This is a genomic window from Proteus sp. FME41, from assembly GCF_014897315.1.
GTDB lineage: Bacteria > Pseudomonadota > Gammaproteobacteria > Enterobacterales > Enterobacteriaceae > Proteus.
Map to the genome: position 1 here is coordinate 19,761 of NZ_JABUYL010000019.1, position 20,012 is coordinate 39,772.

The window sequence follows — 20,012 nt, forward strand, 5'->3', positions numbered from 1 at the left end:
AAACAATAAACCCCATAGATATGGGGTTTATTGTCATTAAGCGTTCAATATTCAAGGTATTGAATTAATAACCGTATGATGCAGAAGTTGCAATCATTGCCATCATGGTAGTAAAGAAGAAAATAAAGAAAAGAATAGCCATAACGATACTGATAATAAAATAAACAAAGCCAGCCCTATTCCATGTTTCTTGTACTTTCATAAAGGTTTCAACTGAATCGTAATCACCACTTTTCCAAGCCCACTCATTTCCTTTAATACCACAAACAAAAATCCAGATAAGGTTAAGTAAAGGAACGAGAGCTAATAACGGAAGATAGGATTTATTACCAAAACCCCAAATAATATTAAACATGAAAGCACCCCAGTTCCAACGTTTAATTTCTTCAGGTACAGGTTTGTTAGTGTAAGACACAATTTATTCCTTATCTAAATCTTCAATATAAAAATGAGAATGCCAAAATGGCAACTGGAGAAGAAAATAATCATAATTGAATAATTCAATGAATGAAAGGAAGGGTTATTTAAGTGATTAATAAGAAGAATAATCTTAATAATAGAGTAGGATTAAGGTTTTTTATTGTATAAACGTATTTTGTTTAATTACGTATCATTCTAGTTATTTTATAAATAAAAACAGGCCACAATATTGTAGCCTGTTTAATAATAATCTCTATTTTAGAATATTTGTTATTTTATGATGTTATTGCGCGGCACTTTGAGCTTGTTCAATCCAGCCATCAAATGTTTTCTGATGCGCTTTAATCCACGCATTTGCATGACGTTCAATATCAGCCTGTGATTTTTGACCATTATGCATACGTAAGTTCTGCGCATTGATATCGGCAACAGACACTTTCATGACTTCAAAGAGTTTTGCTGCTGCTGGATTGGCTTCAGCCCACTTTTTATTTGCTGCGATATGCATGGTACTTGGTGGGAAACCATAGTTTTTACCATTTGCTAATGTGGTATCTGTTTTATCATCACCGGGTAATGAAGAGAAGGGCACTTGTAACCAAACAACATCTTTACCTGGTTTTAATACATCACTTATCCAATATGGCGTCCATGTGTAATAGAAGATAGGTTTACCTTCTTTATAGCGAGTAATGGTATCAGCCATCATAGCCGCATAGTTACCCTGATTATGTGTAACCGATTTTTCTAAATCATAGGCTTTTAAGTGATTGTTGATCGCTTCTTCACAACCCCAACCTGGGTTACAACCCGTTAAATCGGCTTTACCGTCACCATTGGCATCAAAGAGTTTGGCAATTTTAGGATCTTTGAATTGCTCAATATTGGTGATGTTATATTTTTCAGCCGTTTTCTTGTCAATTAAGTAGCCTTGAGCTGCGTTAACGACATAATCGCCTTTGCGATAAAAGGTGTTATCGCCGCCTGCGGCTTCATATTGTGAGTTATGAAGCGGAACCCAACTTACGGCCATAAAGGTGGCATCACCGTTGGCGATAGAGGAATAAGCGACATTGTAATCGACTTCTTTAATCGGCTGAACGGTGTAACCTAATTGTTCTAGTGCTTTATTGACGATTAAGGTTTGAAAAGTTTCTTCAGAAATCGTACTTTGCACAGGTTGAACCGAAATCCCTTTTCCAGGTAAATCAGCAGCGGATAACTGGGTGCTTATCAGTGTGGCGGACAATACGGTTGCCCAAATAACTGGATTACGCATAGTTTTTCCTTCTGTTGTGATGGTAAGAGATAAATAGCGACAGCGAACTGCCGCTTCTATTTCTTATATTGATTGAACGTGATGTTTTTTATAGATTTTTTAATTAATAGTGAAAATATTTATTACGATGCTTTTTTACCAAACAGTCGGCAAATTAAGCCAATAGGGCCTGTCATATACCAGCATCGGTTACCTTTATGACGGTTATTTTGACCTAAAGATTGTGTTAATCGGTCAAGAATAATCGCGAGGATAACAATACCAGCCCCCCCTACGGCGGCTAATCCCATATCAAGACGACCAATACCACGTAATACCATTTGACCTAATCCACCAACAGCTATCATTGACGCAATAACAACCATTGAAAGCGCTAACATCAGTGTTTGGTTTACACCGGCCATAATCGTTGGCATTGCCAGAGGCAATTGCACTTTAAATAGCATTTGGCGAGGATTTGCACCAAATGATTGTGCTGCTTCAATTAAATCTTCAGGAACTTGTTTGATCCCTAAAATGGTTAATCTCACAATAGGCGGTAAGGCAAAAATAATGGTCACGACAACACCAGGCACATTACCAATCCCAAACAACATAACGATAGGAACTAAGTAAACAAACGCAGGTGTTGTTTGCATCGCATCTAATAAAGGCCTGACGATTTTTGATGCCCTATCACTATTGGCAAGCCATATTCCTAAGGGGAGTCCGATAATCAGACAGAACAATAAAGAGGTTAGCACTAAGGCAAGAGTCACCATTGCTTCAGACCAAGCGCCAATGGCACCAATTAATATCAATGAGATAAAAGAGGTGATCCCCATTACTTTGCCTGAAAGCTGCCATGCAATCAGTGAAAATAGAATAATTGCGACTGGTGCTGGCATTGAGGTTAAGAAATTTTCAAAGCCACTTAATACGAAATCAACAGGAACACGAATACCTTGGAAAATGGGGCGAAGATGTAACACAATCCAGTCAATTGCCTCGGTCACCCAAGAATCTAATGGGATTGGCGTATTATGAAATGGGTCCATAATATTAAAGTGTTCAGGTTGAATATCGCTAGGCGCGGCATCTAACCAATCGCTACCTGCTGATGAGGTATCGATATTTCCAGCTCCACTGTCAGTTCCCCAAGGATCAGCATCTACCGATGAGTTGTCAGCGCTACTCCAAGGATCACTTTCTGTTGTATGGGTGTCGGTTGTTGCCCAAGGATCGGTGTCCACACTATTCGCTGTATTTTGTGATGATGTTTGTGCAGTATTATCTTGGTTATCTGTATTACTCATTTGGCGTCTCCTTATCCAGTGCTTGTAGTAACATTCCCTTAGAAATTAAGCCAATGTAACGGTTTTTTTCATCAATAACAGGGATAGCACAGGGAGATTGTGCAACAGTTGAAATCAGTTCATTTAAGGGGGTATCACCATTAATAGCGCAAGGCTCGGGCAAAATAGCCGATTCAATGGGCTGCTTATTTTTAAGTGCTTCTTCAAGTGAATTGACAGAAACAATACCGATAAACTTTCTGCCACGCTCAATAAGATAACCAAAGTTTCTATCTTCATCTTCAAGCACTTTTAGTGCTGAGCGAGGACCAAAACCAGGGGCTACATGAAGTAAGGTTTCAGGGCGACGTTTGGCAATATCTTTTGCGCTAAATACGTGGCTAATATCTACGCCACGGAAGAAAGTACGTACATAATCATTAGCGGGTTTATTCAATATTTCATCAGGTGTGCCGATTTGCACTACAACTCCACCTTGCATAATGGCAATTCGGTCACCAATGCGCATTGCTTCATCAAGATCATGAGAAATAAAGACAATGGTACGTTGTTTATCCCCTTGTAAGCTTAATAGCTCATCTTGCATTTCAGTCCGAATTAACGGATCAAGTGCGGAGAAAGCCTCATCCATTAACAAGATATCGGGATCGTTGGCGAGGGCTCGGGCAAGGCCAATACGTTGTCGCATCCCGCCTGATAGCTCATCAGGCCAAGAGTTTGCATAACTGCCCAGATTGACTTGTTCTAACGCATCCATTGCTTTTTGATAACGCTCGTCTTTGCTTAATCCCGCGAGATCCATTCCGAAAGCGGTGTTATCAAGTACATTCATATGAGGCATTAAGGCGAATGATTGAAACACCATACTGATTTTTTTACGTCGTACTTGGCGTAACGCTTTATCAGATATAGTGGCAATATTTTCACCATCAATAAGCACCTCACCCTTTGTGGGAGAGATCAGACGATTGAGAAGGCGGACTAAGGTGGATTTACCTGAACCAGATAATCCCATGATGACAAATATTTCGCCTTCTTCAATTGCCAGATTTGCATTTTGGACACCAACCGTTAAACCTGTTTTATCAAAAATCTGATCTTTATCCATACCAGATTCTAATAATTCAAAGGCACGTTTTGGATGCTCGCCAAATACTTTATAGAGATTTTTTACTTCGAGTTTAATTGCCATGCAATATTGAATTTCCTATTTAAATAATGAAAGGAATAAATGAAATATTAATTAATCAGTATTGTTATTTTCCTAAATAAGATTTTTAGTAAGGGAAATACCCTACCACAATGATTGAGCCTGACAACCCTATGTTAATTATAATTAACTAAATAATTATCCTGATTTTTCATCGTTTTTTTAATGATTAATAATTGAATAAAGTGAAATAAATGTTTTTTATTAAAAGATATTATCTTATCTAACTAACTGAAATAACTTTATTTTTAGAGGTATTTTTATTTTGATTAGTATCTCAATGAAAATAAATATTAAATAGTAGAATAATAAAAAAAAGAGAGATAAATTAAATGAAAAAAAAGCGATATAGGTAAGGTTTTTTTATGCTTTATGTCTTTGGATAAGATAGCAATAAGAAAAATAGACTTAAATGATTCGTAAAAAGTTGGTAATTTAAAGTGATAGTACGGTAAAAATTAGTCATTTAGCTTATTTAATAAGCAAATAAAAATACACTAAAAAATAAACTTTATTTTTCAGTGTATTATGGTTTTTATGTGATACATAACTAAATTGAATGTATTGTGTTAACTGTATGACATTCAATCGTCCTCATCAGTATTAAAAATCCCAATCATCATCTTCGGTATTAATGGTTTTTCCAATAACATATGATGAACCTGAGCCCGAAAAGAAATCATGATTTTCATTGGCGTCAGGTGATAATGAAGAGAGAATAGCAGCACTGACATCTGTTATTTCATCAGGAAATAAAGCCTCGTAGCCTAAATTCATTAAGGCTTTATTCGCATTATAATGAAGAAACTTTTTTACGTCCTCTGTCCAGCCAACGGTGTCATAAAGATCTTCAGTATATTTAACTTCATTATCATATAAATCTAGTAATAACGAGTAAGCAAAATCTTTAATATCTTGCTTTTCTAATTCAGATTTATTTAATTGCTGGTGTTGAAATTTATAGCCAATATAATAACCATGTACAGCTTCATCACGAATAATAAGTCGAATTAAATCGGCTGTATTGGTTAATTTTCCTCGGCTTGACCAATACATAGGTAAATAGAATCCGGAGTAAAATAAAAACGATTCTAAAAAGACACTGGCAATTTTTTTCTTTAGCGGATCTTCATCTTGGTAATAACGCAGAATGATGTCAGCTTTCTTTTGTAGATAAGGATTTTCTTCACTCCAACGGTATGCTTCATCAACATCTGTGGTTAAACAAAGGGTGGAAAAAATCGAACTATAAGAGCGAGCATGAACAGCTTCCATAAAACAGATATTAGATAACACCGCTTCTTCATGAGGTGTCAGCGCATCTGGCATTAGCGTGGGCGCGCCTACAGTATTTTGAATAGTATCGAGTAATGTTAATCCGGTAAAAACACGAATCGTAAGCTGTTTTTCAGCTTGAGTTAGCGTGTTCCATGAAGGAATATCATTAGATAATGGAATTTTTTCAGGCAACCAAAAATTCATGGTTAAACGATTCCAAACCTCTAAATCTTTTTCATCTTCAATACGATTCCAGTTAATTGCATTAACGTGACTTAATAAAGGTGATGACATGCTATGTTCTCCTTATTGTTATTATTAAAGTGCACATGAAACACAGCCCTTTATTTCAGTGCCAGCCAATGCGGATTGTCGAATACGAATGTAATACAAGGTTTTAATTCCTTTACGCCAAGCGTAAATCTGCGCTTTATTAATATCCCTTGTTGTGGCTTCATCAGAAAAGAACAATGTCAGTGACAAACCTTGGTCGATATGTTGTGAAGCCTCCGCGTAGGTATCGATAATTTTCTCAGCACCAATTTCATAAGCATCTTGATAATACTGACGATTTTCATTAGTCATAAAAGGGGCTGGGTAATAAACGCGGCCAATCTTACCCTCTTTTCTGATTTCTATGGGAGCTGCAATAGGGTGAATACTGGAAGTCGAGTGATTGATATAGGAAATTGACCCTGTTGGCGGTATAGCCTGCAAATTCTGGTTATAAATCCCATGCGTCATAATTGAATGTTTAAGTGTTTGCCAATCTTCTTGTGTGGGGATATGGATAGTCGATTGGCTAAATAGCTGGTGGACTTTTTGTGTTTTGGGTAACCATTGTTGAGAGATATATTTATTAAAATATTCACCTGTCGCGTATTTTGAATTTTCAAAGCCTTTAAAGTGCTGTTTTTTCTCAATCGCTAATTGATTTGACGCTAATAACGCATAGTAAGTGACGGTATAGAAATAGATATTGGTAAAATCTAATGCCTCCTCAGAGCCATAATAAATACCTTCACGGGCTAAATAACCATGTAAATTCATTTGGCCTAAGCCAATCGCATGAGAAGCCAGATTACCTTTTTCAATAGACGGTACAGACTCAATTTTTGTCATTTCAGAGACATGACTTAAGGCCCTAATGGCAGTACTGACGGTATGAGCGAAGTTAGGGGAGTCCATCGCCATAGCGATATTCATTGAGCCTAAATTACAGCTAATATCATGACCAATATGGCGATAGCTTAAATCAGGATGATACTCACTTGCACTATTAACTTGTAAAATTTCAGAGCATAAATTACTCATATTAATTCTACCTGCAATAGGGTTTGCTCGATTTACCGCATCTTCAAACATAATATACGGATAGCCTGATTCAAATTGAATTTCTGCTAATGTCTGGAAAAATTCTCTCGCTTTAATTTTCTTTTTACGAATTTGAGCGTTATTGACCATTTCAGTATATTTTTCACTAATACTAATTTCTGACATTGAAACGCCATAAATACGCTCTACATCATAAGGTGAGAAAAGGTACATATCTTCATTACGTTTAGCTAACTCAAATGTAATATCGGGAATAACAACCCCTAAAGAGAGCGTTTTAATTCTAACTTTTTCATCTGCATTCTCTCTTTTTGTATCAAGAAAATGATAAATATCAGGATGATGAGCATGAAGGTAAACAGCGCCAGCGCCTTGCCTTGCGCCTAATTGATTGGCGTAGGAAAATGCATCTTCAAGCATTTTCATCACAGGAACTACACCCGAAGATTGGTTCTCAATACGTTTAATGGGCGCGCCAGCTTCACGTAAATTAGTGAGTAGAAACGCGACACCCCCCCCTCGTTTAGAAAGCTGTAATGCGGAATTAACTGATCTACCGATAGACTCCATATTGTCTTCTATACGTAATAGAAAGCATGAGACCAATTCACCACGTTGCTGTTTGCCACTATTTAAGAAGGTCGGTGTTGCAGGCTGGAAACGGCCACTAATAATTTCATCAACAAGATGAATGGCAAGGTCGGTATCCCCTTGTGCAAGAGTGAGTGCCACCATACAGACGCGATCTTCATAGCGTTCAAGGTAACGCTCGCCATCAAATGTTTTTAAGGTGTAGCTGGTATAGTATTTAAAGGCACCTAAAAAAGATTGAAAGCGAAATTTTTTACTATAGGCATGCTTGAATAGCTGTTTGATAAAGGCAAATTCGTATTGTTCTAACACTTGTGCTTCGTAATAGTGTTGTTGTACTAAAAACTCAAGTTTTTCTTTTAGATCATGAAAAAATACCGTGTTTTGGTTTACATGTTGACGAAAAAAATGATGAGTTGCTAATTTGTCTTTATCAAACTGAATATTACCTTGCTCATCATAAAGATTTAGCATGGCATTTAGGGCATGGTAATCAAGTTGCTCTGTTGATTGTGTCATGTTAATTATCTCGTGACGCAGTGATCAGTAAGATTTGACCAAAACGTGCTTAAACCTGTTTTTACGCGTTTAACATCTTCTGGTGTACCCAGTAGCTCAAATCGATACAAAAAAGGGATTTTGCATTTTTGGGCAATAATATTGCCAGCTAAGCCATAAGCTGTACCGAAGTTAGTATTTCCAGAAGCAATGACACCGCGTATTAATTGACGGTTTTCATAAATATTTAAAAACTGAATAACCGCTTTAGGAACTGCACCTTTAGCACCCCCTCCACCGTATGTTGGGCATAGCAATACAAAAGGCTGAGTGGCGAGTAATGTCTCGTGTTCAATGATCCTAGTCGCGTTTAAATTGAGTTTTTGTACAAAGCGATGGCAGTTTTCAGAACGACTTGAAAAATAGATCAACGGTGCAGTTTGCATAAAATGCTCCTTTAGAGCGTGATCTGTCTAATTTTATCAGGGCAGAAGCCTGACCAATGTTGTTCACCATTCACAACAACAGGAACTTGGCGATATCCCATAGAAACAATCTGGGCTAAAGCGTGTGTATCTTGGGTGAGATCGACGGCAACGAACGGAATGTTTTTCTGTTTTAGAGCACGCTCTGTGGCACTGCATTGAACACAATTTGGTTTGGTATAGAGGATAACAGACATAAAATAACCCTTATAAAAATATGGATGCGTCTGTTTTCACATCCATAATGAGAAGTCCTTAAATACTATATATAGAGTTATTTATTTTCAACCATACAATATATGGTGTTTTTGTGTTTTGATAATGATTATCATTAAAATTAAACAGTTAGCGCACTCATTTTATTTTATGATCGCTCAATTGATCAATTTTTATTAGATATACGAGTAATTAGATGATTGCTTTCTCAATCAACCATGATTTAAGCTTAGTGTTACAGACAAATCAGCAGAGAACACATTATGTACCAAGATTATCTCGATACACCTGAAGGCTTCCCAAAACCTTATATCTCTATTACAGCAAATGAAAAAGGGATAACCAGTCTCTACTTTGTGAATGACAAAGAGGTTGCGGTTAACTCAAGTCCTCAAATCAATCAATGTATAAAGCAGCTAAAAGAGTATTTTGCGGGTAAACGAACCACGTTTTCAGTTCCTTTGGCGCCAGAAGGAACGGAATTTCAGCGTCGAGTTTGGAAAACATTAGAAACAATCCCTCATGGCGAGATTTGGAGTTATAAAAAATTGGCGCTTACATTAGGTTCGGTCAACTATTGCAGAGCGGTCGGAATGGCAAACTCACGAAATCCGATTTCTTTAATTATCCCTTGTCATCGAGTAATTGGTCATAACGGAAAATTAGTGGGTTACACGGGCGGGTTAGATATTAAGCGTTGGCTACTTCAGTACGAAAAGGTAGAGATTGATGACTAGTTCAGATTGTAAGTATTAAGTCTTGTTTCTTAAGTGAACTCAGCGTTAAGTCATGGGATTTGTCTGAATATTAATCATTTAACAGAAAAAAAATGTGAGTTTCGTGATCTAGACTGTGGACAGGGAATCATCATTTTTGTTTTACTATAGCCAACGCAAAACGCTTGCGTTTATTTTCTATTTTAAAGGTAAACTTGATGTCTAAATTAAAAGGTAACGTTAAGTGGTTTAACGAAACTAAAGGTTTTGGTTTTATCACTCCAGAAGATGGCAGCAAAGATGTATTTGTACACTTTTCCGCTATTACATCAGAAGGCTTTAAAACCCTTGCTGAAGGTCAAAAAGTAGAGTTTGAAGTTACTGACGGCGCGAAAGGGCCATCTGCTGCAAACGTTGTCGCTATCTAATTAACGACTTCTTTGAGACAGTAAAAACCCGTTTAATAACGGGTTTTTATGTTTTTAATATTACATTTCTCGTAATAGCCAAAATGCAAATGCCGTCATTAGAAATGAGCCTACTAAATTAGCGCCCATAGTACCTAATGCCCATCCTATTTTCCCTTCGGTTAAGAGTGCAACCACTTCAACAGAAAAGGTTGAGAACGTTGTGAGTCCGCCACAAAAACCTGTTGTCAGCATAATTTTCCAAATAGGATCAATATGCGGGGCTTTGCTAAACCAAGCGATACCAAAGGCAATGATAAAAGCACCAATACAGTTAGCAACAAAGGTGCCTGTTGCAAAATGTGAAAAAACAGGATTTAGGCGGTAGCTAATTAACCAGCGTAATACGCTGCCTAAACCACCCCCTATGAATACAGCAATTGCAATATTAAGCATGAGAGATTAATCGTTATTTAACCTCAATCCCCTGAGCTTGAAGATCGGCATGATAAGATGAGCGAACAAATGGCCCACAAGCAGCATGGGTAAAGCCCATCGCCAATGCTTGTTCTTTCATATATTCAAACTCGTCAGGACTGACGTAACGTTGAACAGGAAGATGGTGACGACTTGGCTGCAAATATTGCCCTAATGTCAGCATCGTTACCCCATGCTTACGCAGATCACGCATAACGTCAATAATTTCTTCGTTGGTTTCTCCTAAGCCGACCATTAAACCTGATTTTGTTGGAATATCAGGGTGAGCTTCTTTAAAGCGCTCTAATAGTGTTAGTGACCATTGATAATTAGCCCCAGGACGCACTTGACGGTATACACGAGGTACATTCTCTAGGTTATGATTAAAAACATCGGGTGGTGTGTCAGTGAGGATTTCAAGGGCTTTATCCATACGGCCACGGAAATCAGGTACTAGTGTTTCAATTCGGATGGTTGGGTTTTTTACACGAATAGCGGCAATACAATCAGCAAAATGCTGAGCGCCACCATCACGTAAATCATCACGGTCCACAGACGTGATAACGACATAGCGTAATCCCATATCTTTGATCGTTTGTGCGAGTTTTTCTGGCTCTTGAGGGTCGGGTGCATTAGGGCGACCATGAGCGACATCACAAAATGGACAACGACGAGTACAGATAGCACCTAGGATCATAAAGGTCGCTGTTCCGTGATTAAAACACTCAGCAAGGTTAGGGCAAGAGGCTTCTTCGCATACGGAATGAAGACCATTTTTACGCATTGCAGCTTTGATGCCCTGAATTTTACTTGAATCAGCGGGCAGCTTTATTTTCATCCAATCAGGTTTGCGTAGCAGTTGTTCACGTTCTGTAGCGACTGTTTTAACAGGAATAAGTGCCATTTTATCGGCATCGCGATATTTGACTCCGCGTTCCATCTGAATAGGTTTACTCATAATTGTGCCAGTTCCAGTTATCTAGAGTGATTAACACGATGTGACTGATGTAATCAGGGTTTTAAAAAAATATAACAAATGTTAAAAAAATTATAGCATTTTTATGGCTGTGGTTGGAATCCTAGTTGTGTACAAAAATGCTTAACTAATAACGGAGCCACCTGGGTCGTTGTTGCATTAGGCGCAAAATCAATTAGCTGTGTCATTTTTAAATCAGAATAACCACAAGGATTTATTCGTGCAAAAGGGGATAAATCCATATCAATATTGAGCGCTAGGCCGTGAAAGGAGCAACCTTTACGAATACGTAATCCTAATGAGCAGATTTTATCACCTTTGACATAGACTCCCGGTGCATCCACCCGAGCATACGCTTCTACATTAAATTCCGCTAGCGTATCAATAACGGTATTTTCAAGTGCAGTGACTAATTGGCGAACACCAATATGATTACGTTTTAAATCAACTAAAACGTACATGACTTGTTGACCGGGGCCATGATAAGTGACCTGACCTCCACGATCAGATTGGATCACAGGGATTGTTCCTGTGTTTAATAAATGTTCTGCTTTACCTGCTTGGCCTTGAGTAAAAACCTGTTCGTGTTGAACCAGCCATATCTCATCAGGTGTGTGACTTTCCCGTTTTTCCGTAAACTGATGCATAGAATCAGAAACCGGTAAATAGGGTTTCACACCTAATTGGCGAATAATGATTGTTTTGTCTTGCACCGTGAAAATCTTCATTTGTAGCGTAATTGTGAAGAGCAGTATAACGCTCCAGTAAATGAACTACCAGATTGAGATGTTTTTTTTCCGAGTGGAGTAGAATAATGAGGTATTTTAAGATAAGAAAAAGCGCCATAAATAAATGGCGCTTTTGAGAAATTTATTTTTAAAAGAAAAGATTACAGAACCATACGAACCAGTTCAAGCTCACCTAACTCTTTATATAATGTTTCTACTTGATCGATATGGGTTGCATTAATCGTGATAGAAACGGAGTGATAATTACCTTTGCTACTTGGTTTAACAGAAGGTGTGTAATCACCAGGCGCATGGCGTTGGATCACTTCAACGACTTGATCCACTAATTCTGGTTTAGCATGACCCATCACTTTGTAAGTGAAAGAACATGGAAACTCTAACAGTTCGTTTAATTTTGTTTTCATCATAATGTAATTCCTAAGACAACAGGCGCTGTTGTTTTAATAATCTATTTCTACACCTAATCTTAATAAATAAAAAGCGCATTCCTTAAGTAATAAGGAATGCGATACTGGTAATTAGGGTAAATAGGGGAATGGTAAATGTGTTTATGCCAATATCTATATGTAAATTATATGTGGTCACATTTACCTTTTTCAAGTCTTAGCTAAACCAGTGTGAGAACAATAATTTGATGTAGTCGATAATGCGACTAAAGAAGCCACCTTCTTTTACTTCATTCATTACGACAAGTGGGCGTTGCTCGATAATTTGACCATCAAGCTGAAAATTAATTGTGCCGACGACTTGGTTTTTAGTTACGGGAGCATGTAACTCTACATTATCAAGGACATAACTGGCTTTTAAATCTTTTAAACGACCACGAGGGATCGTTAAATAAACATCTTTATCTACGCCTAGCTGTACTTTGTCAGTTTCACCATACCAAATAGGTTCTGCCGCAAATTCTTTACCCACTTGTAATGGTTTGACGGTTTCAAAAAAACGGAAACCCCAAGTGAGCAGCTTTTTACTTTCAGCATCACGGCCTTTAGATGAGTGCCCACCCATTACCGCTGAAATTAAACGCATATCACCTTCTGTTGCTGAGGCGACTAAGTTATAACCTGCTGATGCTGTATGGCCTGTTTTAATACCATCAACCTTTAAACTAGTATCCCATAACAATCCATTTCGGTTAGTTTGGCGAATATTGTTGTAGGTATATTCTTTCTCTTTGTATATGGCATATTCATCTGGTACATCGCGAATTAATGCAGCTCCTATAAGTGCCATATCACGAGCAGAGCTGTATTGGCCTGGCGCATCAAGGCCATGAACAGTTTGGAATTGTGTGTTTTGTAAGCCAAGGCGTTTCACGTAGTCGTTCATCATGGTCACAAAAGTATCTTGGCTACCCGCGACATAAGAGGCCATGGCAACACAAGCATCATTACCTGACTGTAAATTAATACCACGGGTTAATTGTGCAACAGTAACTTGATCGCCTGGTTTTAAAAACATCAAAGAGGAGCCACGAAAAATAGGGTTTCCTGTTGCCCACGCTTCTTCACCAATAGGAACGATATCATTATTCGTGATCTTACCTGCGCGAATAGATTGTCCAATAACATAACTGGTCATCATCTTGGTTAGACTCGCAGGATCACGACGAACGTCGGCATTCATTTCAGCCAGTACTTTCCCAGAATTATAATCAATAAGAATATACGATTCGGCTTCGATACTAGGAACAGCAGGTATCATCGTTTTGAGTGAATCATCAGCAATACTTTGATGACTTACTGTGAATAAAGCAAAAGTGGCACTTAATAAGCTTGTTCTTAGTAATTTAACGGGGAGTGTCTGTTTCATGCTGTTTGTTTAATCCGAAAATTCAGGGAAAAATAGGGACTGATAAATAAAATATCAGCAAATCCAGACGATTCTACGCTTGAATTTGCTGATATAAAAAGGATTTTACGTCATATTACCTTTATTGAGTAATAATAAACCCAGTGATATCTTTAACTTGTTTTAGCTTGCCTTTTATCGTTTCGGCTTGATCTTTAGATGAGTAAGGGCCGAGTTGTACTTTATATAATCCATCTGTTTTATTAATCACACCTTTAGTATTAAAGGCTGAGGATAAATCATTGAGCCAAAACTGCGCGTTATTTTCATTACTCAATGCGCCTACTTGTACATAAAAGCCTTGCGCTATGGAATTTGATGATAATACTGGCTTTGGAGCTGGAGCTGGAGCTGGAGCTGGAGCTGGAGCTGGAGCTGGAGCTGGAGCTGGAGCTGGAGCTGGAGCTGGAGCTGGTGGCTGAACTGGCATATTAACGGGTACTGATGTTGTTGGTTCAACAGGCGCTGGTGTTGTTAATGGTGCTGGCGTTACAGGTTGAGCATTAAAATTAGGGCGCTCAGGTAATGCCGTTGCTTTCTTCTCTATTTGCGCACCGTGTGTACCGATACCACTCATATGGCCGCTCTGATCAACTACAATTCCTTCGATTTGTAATGGTGTTGTGGGCATTAAACGTAGGCTATCAGCAACCGCGGGAGTGACTTGTATTTGTTTACCCTTAACATACGGACCACGATCATTAATACGTACAACCATTGTACGGCCATTCATTAAGTTTGTTACTTTAACATAACTTGGAATAGGTAATGTGGGATGCGCAGCCGCAAATTCATAGGGGTTTATGCGTTCACCAATCGTCGTTAAGCGGCTCATCGCTAAGCTATCGTAGACGATAGCTTCTCCTCGCTCACTGAAGTTTGCAGGATCGGTGACAATACGATAAATCACCCCATTTTTTCGGTAATCTTGATTTGCCGTTGGGTGATAAGGTTCATAACGTGGTTCAGCCCCCAGAACACGTTGGGCTGGCACGTTAGGTAAAGGCGCGGGTTGCTTATTGGTATTTGGTTTGTCAATTACACACCCTGAAAGTAGCAATGCACTGATACCGATCAAAACCCATTGCAGACGCATAGAAACCTCATTATAAACTTTTTGATAATAGTTTTCGGTGTGTATGAATCGACATCACAATGCCAAACCCTGCCATTAAAACAATAAGGGCAGAGCCTCCATAACTCATAAGCGGTAACGGAACACCGACAACAGGAAGAATGCCACTCACCATTCCAATGTTGACGAAAACATAGACAAAGAAAATGAGCATTAATCCGCCAATCATTACTCTGCCAAATGTATTTTGTGCTTTCGTTGCAAGATAAAGACCTCGCGCAATTAAGAGTATATAAAGAGCTAGTAGTATCAAAACACCAATTAATCCGAGTTCTTCAGCCAATACAGCAAAAATAAAGTCTGTATGGCGCTCTGGTAAGAATTCTAATTGAGATTGCGTGCCTTGTAACCATCCTTTTCCATGTAATCCGCCAGAACCAATGGCAATTTTAGATTGGATGATATGATATCCCGCTCCTAGCGGGTCAGATTCCGGATCAAGTAGCATCATGACCCGAGCTTGTTGGTAATCATGCATAAGGAAAAACCAGAGAATAGGAATAAATGCGGCAACCAGCATCACGGCTACCGTTATTAAACGCCAACTCATTCCTGCAAGGAAAAGCACAAATAAACCTGAGGCAGCAACAAGAATGGAGGTACCTAAATCCGGTTGAGCGGCCACTAATAGTGTGGGAACAAAAATAATGACAAGTGCAATGGCCGTATTACGTAAAGTAGGAGGGCACACATCTCGATTCATAAATCGAGCAACCATTAAAGGAACTGCAATTTTAGCAATTTCGGAGGGCTGAAAACGCACAATACCTAAATCTAGCCAACGTTGTGCTCCTTTACTTATTTGCCCAAAGACATCAACAAGGATCAGTAACACAACGCAAAAGAAATAGAGGTGGGGTGCCCAGCTTTCATAGACTCTAGGCGGGATTTGAGCCATGACGATCATAATCATAAACCCCATCGCAATCTGACCTAATTTGCGTTGCATCATTTCCGGATCTTGACCGCTTGCGCTCCACATAATAAATGCGCTATATCCTAATAACGCAATAATGCAGAGTAGGAATAAAGGGTCGATATGGATCCGAGTCCAGAAGGATTTTTTCTTATTATTTTCAGTCATAATTATTCCTCTGAACCACGCGGAGATGGGGGAGAAGCAGGTAATACCGTGTTGTTATCACCAAGGAGAATATGGTCCAGTATTTGTCGCGTCAGATCCCCCACAGAAGGGCCTGCACCGCCATTTTCTAAAATAATAGCGACAGCTACTGTAGGCTTATCATAAGGCGCAAATGCAATCATTAGTTTATGGTCACGAAGATGCTCTGCTAATTGGCTTGCGTTATAGGTTTCATAACTAAATACCTGTGCTGTTCCAGATTTCGCCGCCACTTTATAAGGCGCATCTGCAAAGCTTCGGCGACCCGTACCATTAGGAAAGTTGGCTACACCGTACATACCATGTTTTGCTAACTCCCAATAACCTGAGTTGATATCACCAATTTGGCGTGTTTCGGTATCAACATAAGGCAACATTTCATTGCCGAGCTTAGTACCAAAAAGTAGGTGAGGCGTTTTCACTTGCCCATCATTAATTAATGTCATTAGAGCTTTGGACATCTGAATAGGTGTTGCCGTCCAATAACCTTGTCCTATTCCCACGGGGATAGTATCACCTTGATACCAAGGTTTTTTATAGCGCTGTTGTTTCCATTCTCGCGTTGGCATAATGCCATTTCGTTCTTCAGATAAATCAATACCAGTGTATTCGCCATAACCGAAGCGACTCATCCATGTGGATATGCGATCTATCCCCATATCATAAGCAACTTGATAGAAGAAAGTATCTGCAGACTCAACAATAGACTTAGTGACATTAAGTTTGCCATGCCCCCAGCGTTTCCAGTCACGGTAACGTTTCTCAGAGCCAGGAAGTTGCCACCACCCGGGATCATGAATGGTTGTGTTGGGTGTGATCACACCTTCACTTAATGCGGCAACAGACATAAAAGGTTTAACCGTTGATGCTGGGGGATAAAGACCTTGAGTGGTACGGTTAATCAGGGGTCTATCAGGATTATTCAGTAACCCTTGATATTCTGTATTAGAAATACCACCCACAAATAAGTTAGGATCATAACTTGGGTTTGAAACAAGGGCTAAAATTTCGCCATTACGAGGATCAGTTACTACGACAGCGGCTCGGCTTGTTGTGAGTAATGTTTCAATATAGGTTTGCAATTCGAGATCAACGGTCAAGTAAATATCTTTACCTGCTTGTGGTGGCTGTTCGTGTAATTGGCGGATAACACGACCTCGGCTATTAACTTCAACCTCTTCATAACCCGTTGTACCATGTAAAACAGACTCATAATAACGTTCAATACCTAACTTACCGATATCATGTGTCGCAGCATAGTTAGGCGATAAGCCTTCTTTATCAAGACGTTCAACGTCTTTATCATTAATTTTAGCAACATAACCAATCACATGTGTTAATGCTGAACCATAAGGGTAATAACGACGTTGATAACCCTTGATTTCTAACCCAGGGTAACGGTATTGATTGATTGCAAAACGTGCAACTTGTACTTGGCTTAGTGTTGTTTTTAAAGCGATAGAACTAAATCGACGTGAACGCTTACGCTCTTTTTCAAATGCTGCGATATCTTCGTCTGTTAAATCAACGACATCTCTTAAGCTTTCTAAGATTTCTTGTAAATTTGTTACCTTTTCAGGCACCACTTCTAATTGATAAATAGTACGATTAAGTGCAAGAGGGATGCCTTTTCGATCGTAGATAATACCTCGACTCGGGGCGATCGGGACTAATTTAATTCGGTTATCATTTGACCGTGTTTGATAATCGTCATGGCGAGCGATTTGTAAGTGATTAAGGTTAAAAACCAAAACACCACTTAATATAATAATGACTGAAAATGCGACAATCACACGACGGATAAATAACTTTGATTCCGCAGTATAATCTCGAAACGGGGTACGTTTTGTTCTCTTCATCCCATTTGACTTCACTTACTGACCCGCCAATTTATTGATTATTCACGATGATAAGGATGGTTTGTGGTAATACTCCATGCTCGATAAAGGCTTTCTGCAACTACGACACGAACAAGAGGATGTGGCATTGTTAAAGGGGATAAAGACCAACTTTGCTCTGCCGCAGCTTTACAAGCAGGTGCTAATCCTTCGGGGCCACCAATCAGTAAGCTGACATTTCGGCCATCAAGCTTCCAACGTTCAAGTTGTTCTGCCAGTTTTGGTGTATCCCAGCGAGCGCCAGGAATATCAAGTGTAACGATGCAATTACCTTTACCTACGGCAGCTAACATTTGTTCGCCTTCTTTTTCGAGAATGCGTTTGATATCCGCGTTTTTTCCGCGTTTACCTGCCGATATCTCGATAAGTTCTAAGGGCATGTCTTTTGGGAATCGATTAAGATAATCCATAAAGCCGGTCTGTATCCAGTCCGGCATTTTTGTACCAACCGCAATGAGCTGTAATTTCAAACTCAGCTCCAGAGTTTTTCAAGTTCGTACATACGGCGGCTCTCTTCTTGCATTACGTGTACCATGGCTTCACCCAGATCAACGACAATCCAATCAGAAACACCTTGTCCTTCAACACCTAAAGGTTGTAATCCCGCTTCGCGGCAATCATCAACGAGGTTATCTGCAACTGACATAAGATGCTTGCTTGATGTACCCGTACAGATAATCATGTAATCAGTTACACTTGATTTTCCACGGACATCTATTGTAACAATGTCTTGTGCTTTAGAATCTTCAAGTTTATCAAAAATAAATTGCTGTAATTCAGAACCTTGCAAAAGGATCACCTTTAATCTAATAAGTTAATTCAATCGAAAAATAACATACTTATGATACTTCAAGTTGCAGCATTGTTGACTACGTTTATTCGCGCTAGTCACAGACTTTAGCCTGTTTTTAGTGGTTTATTCATATGCCATTTATCTGCATCTCAAATTATTTACAGTATGAACGCTATTTTAAAGGAATTTATACCAATAAATCTATTTTACTTGATGATTAATTCCTATTAGCGATAACAAGAACATAAACCTCATTTTCTTGTATTTCGACGTTTGATTTAGAAAAATTCATATATACCCATTAACTGCGTCATAATAAATAATAAAAAGCAGGCAGATTAAGAACTTTTCAGTTAGACGACAGTTTTACCTTACAGTTCCCTTAAGGAAACAGAGGGTGAGAATAACAGCTAAACCTCGTCTGTCAATGCTGATGAAACACCTTATTAGGGTGTTTTTACTTTGTTACGTTCAGATTATACCGCTTAATGTACATACTTTTTAATTGGAGAGAAAAAGAATGGAAAAAAAAGAAAAATATCTCGGGCTATCTTCAGAAATCATGAGTAACAGCAATAGCCTGTTGCAAGAAGAATTAGCGCAATTTTGTCGTATTATGAAAGCTGAAAAAATAGACATTATGCAGATAGATAATCAGGATATAAATCAGCTATTGCCAATATATGGCTATATTGGTGATGAAGGGAGCAAGCTTACTGTTTCGTCAAATGGTGTCTTTCCTCAATTAAGTCTTGAACAACTTATACAGCCAAAAGCACTTGATCATTTTCTCACTCAATTTTTTACACTGATCGATTACCAACAACAGGTCAATCAATCCTTAACCAAAGGAGCTTTAATTAAATTTCACAGTCGATACAAATATTTAATTATGGCTTATTCACAAGTGGCTTATCGAGAGTTAGGACGTTATATCGCTAATATTTCTGACGAAAGTCGAATTGAACAAATCGCACAGACTTATCAACTAAAATTGATGGCAGCATTATGCGTTGCGCCTAATAAAGAAGGGCAAACGAACGCATTAATGCATATGGCAGGGTATTTTAAGCGAAGCTTAAATTCACAACAGAAACAAGAAATGGCACAGACAATTTTGCAATATCGTCGAGATGTTGTCCCTTTTTCCGAGCCTTTTTGTTTACTTCAACATTGGTTAACAATTTATCCTGATGATTACTTGATTAACCAACGCTATTTTTCACCTTACCCAGCCGCATTTAATTATTTAAGAGAGCAACTCTAGGGATAATAAA

21 protein-coding genes are annotated in these 20,012 nt (G+C 38.6%); 3 read left to right on the forward strand and 18 right to left on the reverse strand.

Annotated features, from left to right (window positions below):
* Positions 1-64: 64 nt before the first annotated feature.
* The 8 genes from INT04_RS15470 to INT04_RS15505 form a co-directional block, all read right to left on the reverse strand.
* Entirely contained in the window at positions 65-415 is a 351-nt protein-coding gene (locus INT04_RS15470; RefSeq protein WP_193016983.1) for a ribonuclease G, read from the reverse strand.
* A gap of 288 nt (positions 416-703) precedes the next feature.
* Complete coding sequence (gene proX, locus INT04_RS15475; protein ID WP_193016984.1) at positions 704-1,699, reverse strand: glycine betaine/L-proline ABC transporter substrate-binding protein ProX; 996 nt, start codon at positions 1,697-1,699, stop codon at positions 704-706.
* A gap of 122 nt (positions 1,700-1,821) precedes the next feature.
* The gene (proW, locus tag INT04_RS15480; RefSeq protein WP_193016985.1) at positions 1,822-2,994 is read right to left on the reverse strand and encodes a glycine betaine/L-proline ABC transporter permease ProW; all 1,173 of its coding nucleotides are present in this window, start codon (positions 2,992-2,994) and stop codon (positions 1,822-1,824) included.
* Positions 2,987-4,186, reverse strand: a complete 1,200-nt coding sequence (gene proV / locus INT04_RS15485; RefSeq protein ID WP_193016986.1) for a glycine betaine/L-proline ABC transporter ATP-binding protein ProV — start codon at positions 4,184-4,186, stop codon at positions 2,987-2,989. Before proV ends, proW begins: the two co-directional genes overlap by 8 nt.
* A 621-nt stretch (positions 4,187-4,807) precedes the next feature.
* Positions 4,808-5,776 (reverse strand): class 1b ribonucleoside-diphosphate reductase subunit beta, encoded by a 969-nt coding sequence (nrdF, locus tag INT04_RS15490; protein ID WP_193016987.1) that lies wholly within the window; start codon positions 5,774-5,776, stop codon positions 4,808-4,810.
* A gap of 24 nt (positions 5,777-5,800) precedes the next feature.
* Positions 5,801-7,927 (reverse strand): class 1b ribonucleoside-diphosphate reductase subunit alpha, encoded by a 2,127-nt coding sequence (gene nrdE / locus INT04_RS15495; protein WP_193016988.1) that lies wholly within the window; start codon positions 7,925-7,927, stop codon positions 5,801-5,803.
* Between the two features lie 5 nt (positions 7,928-7,932).
* On the reverse strand, positions 7,933-8,352 hold the full coding sequence (gene nrdI / locus INT04_RS15500) for a class Ib ribonucleoside-diphosphate reductase assembly flavoprotein NrdI (RefSeq protein WP_193016989.1): 420 nt from the start codon (positions 8,350-8,352) through the stop codon (positions 7,933-7,935).
* 11 nt (positions 8,353-8,363) lie between these two features.
* Positions 8,364-8,588 carry a glutaredoxin family protein gene (locus tag INT04_RS15505; protein WP_193016990.1) on the reverse strand — a complete coding sequence of 75 codons (225 nt, stop codon included), beginning with the start codon at positions 8,586-8,588 and terminating at the stop codon, positions 8,364-8,366.
* Between the two features lie 282 nt (positions 8,589-8,870).
* Here INT04_RS15505 and INT04_RS15510 point away from each other — a divergent pair, with 282 nt between their 5' ends.
* Both INT04_RS15510 and cspE read left to right on the forward strand, forming a co-directional pair.
* The gene (locus tag INT04_RS15510) at positions 8,871-9,344 is read left to right on the forward strand and encodes a methylated-DNA--[protein]-cysteine S-methyltransferase (RefSeq protein WP_193016991.1); all 474 of its coding nucleotides are present in this window, start codon (positions 8,871-8,873) and stop codon (positions 9,342-9,344) included.
* 197 nt (positions 9,345-9,541) lie between these two features.
* Positions 9,542-9,751: a transcription antiterminator/RNA stability regulator CspE gene (cspE, locus tag INT04_RS15515; protein ID WP_023581133.1), complete on the forward strand. Its 210-nt coding sequence runs from the start codon at positions 9,542-9,544 to the stop codon at positions 9,749-9,751.
* A 60-nt stretch (positions 9,752-9,811) separates the two neighbouring features.
* On the opposite strand, the gene crcB is transcribed toward cspE, so the two are convergent.
* The 10 genes from crcB to rsfS form a co-directional block, all read right to left on the reverse strand.
* Complete coding sequence (crcB, locus tag INT04_RS15520) at positions 9,812-10,186, reverse strand: fluoride efflux transporter CrcB (RefSeq protein ID WP_193016992.1); 375 nt, start codon at positions 10,184-10,186, stop codon at positions 9,812-9,814.
* A 13-nt stretch (positions 10,187-10,199) separates the two neighbouring features.
* Complete coding sequence (lipA, locus tag INT04_RS15525; protein WP_193016993.1) at positions 10,200-11,165, reverse strand: lipoyl synthase; 966 nt, start codon at positions 11,163-11,165, stop codon at positions 10,200-10,202.
* 101 nt (positions 11,166-11,266) lie between these two features.
* Complete coding sequence (gene lipB / locus INT04_RS15530) at positions 11,267-11,911, reverse strand: lipoyl(octanoyl) transferase LipB (RefSeq protein WP_193016994.1); 645 nt, start codon at positions 11,909-11,911, stop codon at positions 11,267-11,269.
* A 161-nt stretch (positions 11,912-12,072) separates the two neighbouring features.
* Entirely contained in the window at positions 12,073-12,336 is a 264-nt protein-coding gene (gene ybeD, locus INT04_RS15535) for a DUF493 family protein YbeD (RefSeq protein WP_036912266.1), read from the reverse strand.
* A 199-nt stretch (positions 12,337-12,535) separates the two neighbouring features.
* A complete protein-coding gene (dacA, locus tag INT04_RS15540) occupies positions 12,536-13,747 on the reverse strand; it encodes a D-alanyl-D-alanine carboxypeptidase DacA (RefSeq protein WP_193016995.1) in 1,212 nt (403 codons plus the stop codon).
* 121 nt (positions 13,748-13,868) lie between these two features.
* Positions 13,869-14,882, reverse strand: a complete 1,014-nt coding sequence (rlpA, locus tag INT04_RS15545) for an endolytic peptidoglycan transglycosylase RlpA (RefSeq protein WP_193016996.1) — start codon at positions 14,880-14,882, stop codon at positions 13,869-13,871.
* A gap of 10 nt (positions 14,883-14,892) precedes the next feature.
* Positions 14,893-16,005 carry a peptidoglycan glycosyltransferase MrdB gene (gene mrdB / locus INT04_RS15550; protein WP_193016997.1) on the reverse strand — a complete coding sequence of 371 codons (1,113 nt, stop codon included), beginning with the start codon at positions 16,003-16,005 and terminating at the stop codon, positions 14,893-14,895.
* A gap of 2 nt (positions 16,006-16,007) precedes the next feature.
* Positions 16,008-17,903 (reverse strand): peptidoglycan DD-transpeptidase MrdA, encoded by a 1,896-nt coding sequence (gene mrdA, locus INT04_RS15555; RefSeq protein WP_193016998.1) that lies wholly within the window; start codon positions 17,901-17,903, stop codon positions 16,008-16,010.
* Between the two features lie 38 nt (positions 17,904-17,941).
* Positions 17,942-18,412: a 23S rRNA (pseudouridine(1915)-N(3))-methyltransferase RlmH gene (gene rlmH / locus INT04_RS15560; RefSeq protein ID WP_193016999.1), complete on the reverse strand. Its 471-nt coding sequence runs from the start codon at positions 18,410-18,412 to the stop codon at positions 17,942-17,944.
* 2 nt (positions 18,413-18,414) lie between these two features.
* Positions 18,415-18,741: a ribosome silencing factor gene (rsfS, locus tag INT04_RS15565; RefSeq protein WP_193017000.1), complete on the reverse strand. Its 327-nt coding sequence runs from the start codon at positions 18,739-18,741 to the stop codon at positions 18,415-18,417.
* Between the two features lie 514 nt (positions 18,742-19,255).
* On the opposite strand from rsfS, the gene INT04_RS15570 reads away from it, so the two are divergent.
* Positions 19,256-20,002, forward strand: a complete 747-nt coding sequence (locus INT04_RS15570) for a YbgA family protein (RefSeq protein WP_193017001.1) — start codon at positions 19,256-19,258, stop codon at positions 20,000-20,002.
* The last annotated feature ends 10 nt before the right edge of the window (positions 20,003-20,012 follow it).